This is a genomic window from Aureivirga sp. CE67, assembly GCF_015767245.1.
Classification (GTDB): Bacteria; Bacteroidota; Bacteroidia; order Flavobacteriales; family Flavobacteriaceae; genus Aureivirga.
Genome location: NZ_JADOTV010000017.1, coordinates 1 through 10,023 on the forward strand (window position 1 = coordinate 1; position 10,023 = coordinate 10,023).

The window sequence follows — 10,023 nt, forward strand, 5'->3', positions numbered from 1 at the left end:
ACTTACACCTTCTGGAAAATAATTGCACACCTAACACTTGGTTTTCTATTCAAGAATTTGCATTTTTGGAATTTATTCAAACCTTGCGGTTGGTGTGCACCTGCTCATGCAGGGCACACACAATGTACAAAAAGCACCCTAGCGGGTCGCTGCGCTGCTTTTTGTACTAAACGTCAGACTACGCAAAAACTAACAGTTTTACTAGCATAAAATTTTAAAAAATCGTAAATTTAGAGAAGCAAAAACTTCTCTTTTTTTATGGATTTTCAAAAAGGTATCGACAGGCATCAATTACAGATATTTGTTTAAAAATAGGGTGAAAAACTTAGTTTCTAAATTTCGGAACAAGTATTACTCATTTTTAGTCGTTTTAATACATTTTATTCTTCAAAGCATTTCACCTTTGTTTAAATTATTCAAAATTAAAACACTCTTAAATTTGATTTATTTATGTTAAAAGATTAGTTTTAACGAAAATTGTGGGGTTTGTGCGCAGACTCCCGTTGTAACCAATAAACATAAAAAGAACAACTTAATAAAATGACTACAAGAAAAATCTCTATTCTTATAATAATAGTTTTATTTATTGTTGTTTTAGTTTTACCAAACTTCAATTTTCCAATTAAAAACAAAGATCTAATCGGAACATACATTGAAGATTACTATGTATCATTAAATTCAGATCACACAAAAATAAGAGACACTTTAATACTTCGAGAAAATGGCCTGATAAGTAGTAATTATTTCGGTAATGGCTCTTATAAATTCACTAAACCAGATAGAATAACACTAATTCCGGAAACAGGAAAAGATGCTATGACATATACTGTAAATCTTACTAACATCATATTTCAGCCTATAACTATTGAATTAAGTAATACCGTAGATTGGCATCGATATGAAAAAATAAAATCAAACTAGTTACAACAAAGAACTGAGTTAAAACCCAAGTAAAACAGTCTTAAAGCTTATACAATATTTATCTAAGCATATCAGAATAATATTTTGATATGCTTTTTTTGCTTTTAATCTATTTTACCATTATTTAAATTATTCAAAATTAAAACATCCTTAAACTTGATTTATTTATGTTAAAAGACTAGTTTTAACGAAAAATATGAGTTTGTATGCAGACTCCGTTTTGCAACATTACTAAATAAGCTTTGAAAATAATACAATAACCATGAAAAAAAAGAACACAATCTTAATTTTACTAACATTATTTTCATTTTCTCTTTTCGCTCAAGAAAATAATTCTGATGCTGGTGGTCCACCAAAACTTTCTGAACTGTTAGGAGTTTGGAAAAAAGTTGAAATACCTAATGAAGATGAAATTAATACAGTAAATCCTTGGCCTCAAAAATATCAATGGTTTGCTTTTTTCGAAAATGGAAAAGTATATTCAATGATGTCTGATATTGATTATGATTATACCAAAAAAGACATTTTAGAAACATTTAAAGTTTTACCGTCTGACAAAACACCTGACTATAAATTAGAAGGACAATTTTTAACTATAGATAATAAAGAAATCAAAGATTACAGAGAGTTATGGGGAGTGAATTTATTTGCCAAAGATATAAATGAATTTCTAAAAAAAGGTAATTTAATGATGACTCTTGATGATGGAAAAGGGAATGTGATTTATTATAGATTATTAAAACGAATAGAATAATTACTACTAAAAAGAACTAATTTAAAAATTAAGTAAAACAGTCTTAAAGCTTATACAATATTTATCTAAGCATATCAGAATAATATTTTGATATGCTTTTTTATTTTTAATCTATTTTACCATTATTTAAATTATTCAAAATTAAAACATTCTTAAATTTGATTTATTTATATCAAAATGATAGTTTTAACGAGTATTTGAAATTTAGAATAAACTCTCCTTTAGTGTTAATTAAGAAAACTATACTTTAAATTTAAAAAATAAATAAAATTGGATAATAACATTCGACTTACTTATAGGAACGATAGCGAAATTCATTATTTCCTTTTTGAAAATAATAGCACATTCTTATTCAAAGATGTTTTCACTCAAGATAATCAAGAAAATATATCCGACTTTGACTTCTTAAGCTATTCAGAATTATTGAATATTCACTTAAATAAATCACGTTATAATTCTGGTTCACGATATATTTTATTGAGATATAAGGATAAAATCCAATTTATAGATTTGGTAGATGTAATTAATAAAATGCATCTAGACAAAGATTGGCATTACGACTATATTGAAAGCATAAATACTACTAATAAACCATATGAAATAGCTTTTATAACCCATAATCCTACTTATGGTGTTCAAGGAATAAAGATTTTAAAATTCAACAAATCATTTGATTTTGATTTAATCTATGAAATGGAAGATTTGGAGCTTGAAGGTGCATTTCACAATTTAACTTTTAATTCGAATAGCAATAAATTCTCTTTACTTTTATATAATTATAATTACCTAACCATTTGTGAGTATTCTATTGGTAAAAAAACAAAATCTCTAAATGAAATTCCACAAAAGATGTTTAAAACTGAATTTGAGTATTTCAAAAAAGGCATCCTAAAACTAAACATGAAATACTTAAACGATAATACTTTATGTATCGTAAGAAATTCAGATTTTATAATTTTTGATTTAAACGAAGGAAAAACATTAGAAATAATCAATAGAGATTTAGATACATCATATTTAATTACCTCACATTCTTTAAAATATAAAATGAATAAAAAATCTTGTGAAATAGATTTAAATCAATATTGAAGTGATTCTGAGAAATTATTTAAGATGCTTATGATTTTTTCTTACAAAAACTTAAACTTATTAAACAAAAAACTCCCTTTTGTAAAACTTAAAACAGTTTTCGAACATTTTAAATTCTAAAATTAGAAATTTCTTGCTTTTCAAACTTCTTTGCTTATATTCGCAGCGAATTTGGTTTTTCTTAACGGAAAATTAAAAGGGAATCTGGTGTAAATCCAGAACTGTTCCCGCAACTGTAAGTTTTTATGAAACTTTTTACAAATATCCACTGTTTTAATTTAAAATGGGAAGGAGTAAAAAGCTGAAAACAAGTCAGGAGACCTGCCAATTTCGTAAATATTACTATTAACTCTCGGGTAAAGAGTTGGATGGTTTATACGATATTGCTTCCTATTCGTACACAACCCCCTACACTTTCCCTGCAAACAATTTTTAAATGAAAAAAATTATTCTTTGCAGTGTGATGTGTCTTATATCTACATGGATATTTGCACAACAACGTATTCTTAAAGGAACTGTAAAAGACGCTACTACTGGTGAAAATCTAGTTGGAGCAACAATTCAAATTCAAACTACTACAAAAGGTACTGAAACGGATAGCAACGGAAATTATCAAATTGAAATTTCGAATGGAACACAAACAGTGGTTTTTTCTTCTATTGGTTACCAAACAATTACAAAAAACATTCAAATCTCAAAAGATGTTACGGTTTTAAACATTGGTTTAACAACGGAAACAACACAATTGAGTGAATTAAAAATCAACTCCAAACAAAACAAAACATTAGGAGCACAGATTGTACAAAAAGGTGTTCTAAAACTTCGTCCAATTAACAATGCACAAGATATTCTGAAAGTAGTTCCAGGTTTATTCATCGCACAACATGCTGGTGGAGGAAAAGCTGAGCAAATCTTCTTAAGAGGTTTCGATAATGATCACGGAACTGATTTCGCTGCATTTATTGATAATATCCCTGTAAATATGAGTTCGCATGCGCATGGTCAAGGTTATGCAGATATGCACTTTATCATTCCGGAAACTATTGGAAATATTGATTATTTTAAAGGACCACACGAAGCTAGTCTTGGAAACTTCGCAACTTCTGGTGCTGCAAAATTGAAAACAAAAAGTAGATTAGGAAGAAATGTGATCAAAGCAGAATATGGAGCTTATAATTATGCTCGTGGACTGGCGATGATTACTTTATTAGACAATAAAAATTTCTTATCTAAAAACTACGAAAACGCTTATGTAGCAATTGAAGGAACCTATAACGAAGGTTTCTTTGATTCTAAAATGAACTTGAGAAGACTAAATGGTTTTGCTAAATATTCTTTAGAAATCAATAATAAAAACTTTTTGGAAGTTTCAGGAAGTGGATTTACTAGTAAATGGAATGCTTCAGGACAAATTCCTTACAGAGCTGTGCAAAGTGGAATGATTGGTTATTTCGGAGCAATCGATGATACAGAAGGTGGAAATACAGATCGTTATCATGTAAATGCGCTTTTAAATTCTGAAATCAACGAAAATAATACGTTTACAAATAGTCTTTTCTTTGTTGCAAATTCTTATGATTTATATTCAAACTTCACTCTTTTCCAAGAAAATGAAGTAGATGGTGATATGATTTACCAACACGAAAACAGAAAAGTTTTTGGATATAATGGAAATTGGGAAAACAAAAGCTTTTTAGCAAACAAACCTTTAACTTCTGAAATCGGTGCATTTATTAGAGCAGATTTCAATAAAATGGGACTTGACAATGCTGTGAAAAGACAAATTACTTCTTCTGTAAATCATTATGACTTACAAGAAGTAAATTATGCGCTTTATCTTAAAGAAACTTTAGAACTTACTTCTAAACTTACTTTCGTTGCAGGACTTCGTGGAGATTTCTTCACATTTCAACAAGAAGATTTATTAAACAATACAGGAACTGAGAAAGAAAATGCATTTCGTTTTTCTCCAAAATTTAGTTCGTATTACCAAGTAACTCCTTCTGTGCAATTATTCGGAAAAGCAAGTATTGGTTATCATTCAAATTATACGCAAACTGCGATTAGCAGACCGGATATTCATCCTCTTCCAAAAGTAGAAGGATATGATTTAGGAACTGCTTTTAAAATTGGAGAAAAATTCGTTGGAAACTTCACTGCTTGGTATTTAAAAAGTGATGCAGAATATGTTTTTGTTGCAGATGCTGGAGGTTTTGAAAATAACGGAAAATCGGAAAGACTTGGAGTGGAAGCTTCATTTAAATACCAACCTCTTCCGTTTTTATGGTTAGAAGCAGATGGAAATTATAGTCACGGAAAATTATTGGATTCTCCTTCTGGAGAGAATTCTATTCCTGCTGCGCCAAGATTCACTTCTACTGGTGGAGCTGTTTTCAAATTTAAAAATGGAATCAACGGTTCTCTTCGTTACAGATATCTTGGACAAAGACCTTTAGTGGAAGATGAAAGCGTAGAAGCAGAAGCTTATTTCCTAGTGGATGCTGTTCTTAACTATACGAAACCAAAATATGAAATTGGAATTACTGTTGAAAATATTTTCGATGAAAGATGGATGGAAGCTGTTTTTTATGACAGTTCAAAACTAAAAAATGAAACGGAACCACAAGATGATTTCCATTTCACGCCAGGAACTCCATTCTTTATCAAAGCAGGAATTACTTATTTCTTCTAAAAATATGGGAAAAGATCTAACAAAAGCTGCCATCACAATTCAATTTTGTGATGGTGGTTCTTGCAAAAAAGCAGGAAGCGAACAAACTACTAGAGAAGCAAGAGCTTTTCTGAGAAATAATGGATATTGGAATGATATTCATAACATGAAAACTCGCTGCAATGGTCGTTGCGAGGATGCGCCTACTTGGATTATTTCCCAAGAAAATAGCTGGTATAAAAATGTTTCTCCAGAAAAAGGAATTGAAATTTTGAAATCTCATCTGGAAGAAAACAAACCACTAGAAGATTATTTATTATTCAAAAATGGTTGGTCTGAAGTAAAATCGGACAACGAGAGAATTGTAAAGAAACCTATTTTTCAATACAAATTCAATGAAAATTTTGGAGAACATCTTTCTGCTAGAATGATTTCTAGTGATCAATATATGTATCCTCTTTTTCAGTTTTTAATGGAAAATCACAAAGGAATTTCTGTGGAAATAGATGCTGAAACTTTTCTTCTTACGGAAAAACACAAAGCAGATTATTCGGATTTAACTTTTCTAAAAATTTCAGGAAAAGATTGGAATACTTCTTTTGCAATTGGAAAAGTTGAAAAAGATGCTTCTTACGAATTGGCTTCTCAAAAAATCGCAGTTGTGGAAGTTATTTGGAAAAATAGAAACGAAATAGAGGAGAAAAAAGCAATTGTTTTCAAAAGTAGAAAAGGAACACATTTGTTTACAATACATCTTTCTAATAAAGAAAAATTAGTTTGGAATCACATTCTAAAAATCTATCTTGACATGGATTTTAACAACTATAGAATAGAAGAAAAACATGCAAAAACAAATTAGTATTTTAGGTTGCGGTTGGCTTGGACTTCCTTTAGCCAAACACCTTTCAGAAAAAGGATTCAAAATAAATGGTAGTACAACTTCCGAGGATAAACTTGCCGTTTTAAAAGAAAAAAACATTCATCCTTTTCTTTTAAAAATTTCAGAAAACGAAATTGAAGGAAACATAGAAGCTTTTCTTGAAAGTTCTGAAATTGTCTATATCAATTTTCCTCCGAGAAGAATTCCAAACATTGAGGAAATTTATCCAAAACAACTACAATTAATACTAAATAACCTAAAACCAGTACAAAAAATAATCTTTATCAGTTCTACTTCTGTGTATCAAAATACAAATGGAACGGTGACAGAAGATTTGGAAATCAAACCTGAAAAAGCTTCTGGTGTTGCGCTTCAAAAATGTGAAGCAATTTTACAAAATTTACCAAATCCTACAACAATTATTCGTTTTGCAGGATTAGTTGGAGCAGACAGACTTCCTGGTAGATTTTTAGCTAATAAAACAAATCTAAAAAATGGAAATGCTCCAATAAACGTAATACATCTTGAAGATTGTATTGGTTTAATTGAAGAAACAATTTCTCAAAATTATTGGAATAAAATCATCAATGGTTGTGCAGATGAACATCCTTTGAGAAAAGAATATTACACTTTAGCAGCAAAAAAAATTGGACTTACTCCTCCCCTTTTCGCTGAAGAAGAATCTTGTGATTTTAAAATCATTTCCAACCAAAAATCAAAAAACGATTTAAACTATACCTATAAATTTCCAAATCCTCTTGATTTATTATGAAAAAAGGAATTTTACTTTGCGGACACGGAAGCAGAAAAAAAGCAGCAGTTACCTCTTTCCAAAAATTAGTAAAAGTATTGACGGAAAGATATGAAGAAAACTATATGGTTGATTATGGTTTTCTAGAATTTAACCATCCAACTTATGAAGCTGCCGTAGAAAGACTTTATGAAAAAGGTGTTCGTGAAATTATTGCACTTCCCGTAATTCTTTTTGCTGGAGCACATGCAAAAAATGACATTCCTTATGAGCTAAATACTTTACAATCTTATCATAATGATTTGACCATAAAAATGGGAAAACACATTGGTGTTAGCTCTTTTTTATTGGATTTGGCAAAAAAACGTATTGAAGAAACAGAAGCTAAACTTCCGAAAATTGATAGAAAAGATACTTGTCTTTTAGTTGTTGGTCGAGGAACTACGGATCCTGATGCAAACAGTGATGTACATAAATTAACAAGTATGCTTTGGGAAGGAATGCAATTTGGTTTTGCTACTGTTGCTTATTCTGGAACTGCTTTTCCAGATATCAAAACTGGTTTAGAAATCATTGAAAAACTAGATCATAAACGAACTATTGTAGTTCCGTTTTTCTTTTTCACAGGAGTTTTATTAGATAGAATTTACAGTGCTGTAGACGAACATAATCAAAAAAGTGAAAACGAATTTATCTACACAGCTCCTTTCAACACGGATGAATTACTTCTAAAAGCTTTTGATGAACGTGTGCAGGAAGCAGAACAAGGAATTGCAAATATGAATTGTCAGCTTTGTAAATATCGTAAACAAGTTATCGGTTTTGAAGAAGATCTTGGAAAGGAACAAATCGGACATCATTTAAATGTAAAAGGAATTTTGTTCGAAGAAGATGAAAAAATAGATGAAAACAAAAAGTCTATTGGAAATAAATTTAAAAAGATGTTAGGAATCTAGCTTTGGGTGTTTCCCTACGGGTCGGGCTTTCCGCTATATCTTTTTTGCTAAAAGCAATTTTATGAAGAAGCAAAAAAGGATGCCGCTGCAATCCCTAACACAAAAAACATTACTAACTATAAACCAATTTGATTAAGACGAAACAAAGTAAAATTTGAAATTCAAATGATGACTGAGCGTAGTCGAAGTCCGCACAAAATATATTACTAACTAAATTTCGGTGACTGAGCGAAGCCGAAGTCAAATTAACAAATTATGATTACATCAAAAATACCAGTTACAATCATCACAGGGTTTCTTGGTTCTGGAAAAACAACCTTGATTCATCAAATTGTCAAAAATGCCAATGGAAAACGAATTGCCATCATCGTAAACGAGTTTGGAGAACTTGGTATGGATGGTGAAATCTTAAAAGGAGCAGATTGTGGTTGTGAAGAAGAAAATATTCTTGAATTAAGTAATGGTTGTCTATGTTGCACGGTTCAAGAAGAATTCTTACCAACCATGCTTGCTCTGATGGAAAGAAAAGAAGACATCGATCATATCATTATCGAAACTTCTGGCCTTGCACTTCCAAAACCATTATTAAGAGCTTTTAATTGGCCAGATTTAAAACCTCAAATTACGGTGGATGCTGTAATTACTGTGGTAGATGCTGTTGGGCAAGCTACAGGAGAAATTTGTGATAGAGCTCGTGTACAAGCACAAAGACAAGCAGATGATAGTTTAGATCATGAATCTTCTATTGAGGAACTTTTTGAAGATCAACTTTCTTGTGCAGATTTAATTATCATGACGAAAAAAGATTTGGTAGAAGAAGAAAAATTCAATGAAGTTTCTTCTATTATTCAAGAAAAAGTTGGAAAAAATATCAAAATGATTGCTGCGGTAAAAGGTAATATTCCAACAGAGATTATTCTTGGTTTGGACGCTAAAGCGGAAGAAGATGTAGAAAATAGACATTCGCATCATGAAGAACATCACCACCACCATGATCATGACCACGATCACGACCATGAACATGATGAATTGATTAATTCGCATTCTATCGTTGTAGATGCTCCGCACACACCTCAGCAATTAATCAAAGTTCTAGAAGAATTAGTTTCAGCTTATACAGTTTACAGAATTAAAGGAATTATCCATGTTCCGAACAAACCAATGCGAATGATTGTTCAAGGTGTTGCACATCGTTTTGAAAACTATTTTGATAGAAAATGGAAAGAAAACGAGCTAAAGAAAACACAATTGGTAATTATTGGAGAAGATTTAAAAGAAGAAGATTTGGTTTCTTTCATTGAAGACAAATTAAAAGTTTTAGCATAAAAAATATGGTGCATCTAAGAAAAGCTACACTTGAAGATATTCCGGGAATTTTAGAGATTTTGAATTATGAAATCTTGAATCGAACTGCTATTTATTTCTATGAAGCTAGAACTCTAGCACAACAAATCGAATGGTTTGAAGAAAAGCTTGAACAGAAATTTCCTGTTTTAGTTGCTGTAAAAAATGAGCAAATTGTTGGTTTTGGTTCTTTTGGAAAATTTAGACCAAAACCTGCTTATCAATTTACAGTAGAGCATTCGGTTTATGTTTCTAAAGATTTTCAAGGTTTGGGAATTGGTAAAATCTTGTTGGAAGAATTGATTCTTATTGCCAAAAATGATAATTACCATTCGATGATTGGAGTGATTGATGCTAACAACAAAAGTAGCATTGCATTTCATGAAAAATTTGGTTTTAAAGAAGTTGGTGTTTTGAGAGAGGTCGGATATAAATTCGATACGTGGCTGGATATTTCTTTGATGCAATTAGTGTTGAAAAGTTCTGAGTAAATGTTTACACATTTCGCTGGCGCGAGTTTGTAACTCGTGACCACACAAATACTAGAAACAATGGACACAATTACAAAAGTGTACCTGATTTTCAATATTGAAAAGTTCTGAGTAAATATTTACACATTTCGCTGGCGCGAGTTTATAACTCGTGACCACACAAATA

General features: G+C 30.6%; 9 protein-coding genes and 1 riboswitch. All 9 genes read left to right on the plus strand.

Annotation, left to right across the window (positions count from 1 at the left end):
• The first annotated feature begins 540 nt into the window (after nucleotides 1-540).
• The 9 genes from I0K12_RS16455 (at nucleotide 541) to I0K12_RS16495 (ending at nucleotide 9,857) form a co-directional block, all read left to right on the plus strand.
• Complete coding sequence (locus I0K12_RS16455; RefSeq protein WP_196889232.1) at nucleotides 541-921, plus strand: hypothetical protein; 381 nt, start codon at nucleotides 541-543, stop codon at nucleotides 919-921.
• A gap of 262 nt (nucleotides 922-1,183) precedes the next feature.
• Nucleotides 1,184-1,675 carry a hypothetical protein gene (locus I0K12_RS16460; RefSeq protein ID WP_196889233.1) on the plus strand — a complete coding sequence of 164 codons (492 nt, stop codon included), beginning with the start codon at nucleotides 1,184-1,186 and terminating at the stop codon, nucleotides 1,673-1,675.
• A gap of 270 nt (nucleotides 1,676-1,945) precedes the next feature.
• Entirely contained in the window at nucleotides 1,946-2,764 is an 819-nt protein-coding gene (locus I0K12_RS16465; protein ID WP_196889234.1) for a hypothetical protein, read from the plus strand.
• A 155-nt stretch (nucleotides 2,765-2,919) separates the two neighbouring features.
• Nucleotides 2,920-3,108, plus strand: a riboswitch (cobalamin riboswitch).
• A gap of 92 nt (nucleotides 3,109-3,200) precedes the next feature.
• The gene (locus I0K12_RS16470) at nucleotides 3,201-5,456 is read left to right on the plus strand and encodes a TonB-dependent receptor (RefSeq protein WP_196889235.1); all 2,256 of its coding nucleotides are present in this window, start codon (nucleotides 3,201-3,203) and stop codon (nucleotides 5,454-5,456) included.
• 4 nt (nucleotides 5,457-5,460) lie between these two features.
• Nucleotides 5,461-6,294, plus strand: a complete 834-nt coding sequence (locus tag I0K12_RS16475; protein ID WP_196889236.1) for a (2Fe-2S) ferredoxin domain-containing protein — start codon at nucleotides 5,461-5,463, stop codon at nucleotides 6,292-6,294.
• Nucleotides 6,278-7,087, plus strand: coding sequence for an NAD(P)-binding domain-containing protein (locus I0K12_RS16480; protein ID WP_196889237.1), 810 nt, complete (start codon nucleotides 6,278-6,280; stop codon nucleotides 7,085-7,087). The genes I0K12_RS16475 and I0K12_RS16480 overlap by 17 nt, the downstream gene beginning before the upstream one ends.
• Nucleotides 7,084-8,022 carry a sirohydrochlorin chelatase gene (locus tag I0K12_RS16485; protein WP_196889238.1) on the plus strand — a complete coding sequence of 313 codons (939 nt, stop codon included), beginning with the start codon at nucleotides 7,084-7,086 and terminating at the stop codon, nucleotides 8,020-8,022. Before I0K12_RS16480 ends, I0K12_RS16485 begins: the two co-directional genes overlap by 4 nt.
• A gap of 255 nt (nucleotides 8,023-8,277) precedes the next feature.
• Nucleotides 8,278-9,348, plus strand: a complete 1,071-nt coding sequence (gene cobW / locus I0K12_RS16490; RefSeq protein ID WP_231372789.1) for a cobalamin biosynthesis protein CobW — start codon at nucleotides 8,278-8,280, stop codon at nucleotides 9,346-9,348.
• 5 nt (nucleotides 9,349-9,353) lie between these two features.
• Nucleotides 9,354-9,857: a GNAT family N-acetyltransferase gene (locus I0K12_RS16495; RefSeq protein ID WP_196889239.1), complete on the plus strand. Its 504-nt coding sequence runs from the start codon at nucleotides 9,354-9,356 to the stop codon at nucleotides 9,855-9,857.
• Nucleotides 9,858-10,023 lie beyond the last annotated feature (166 nt).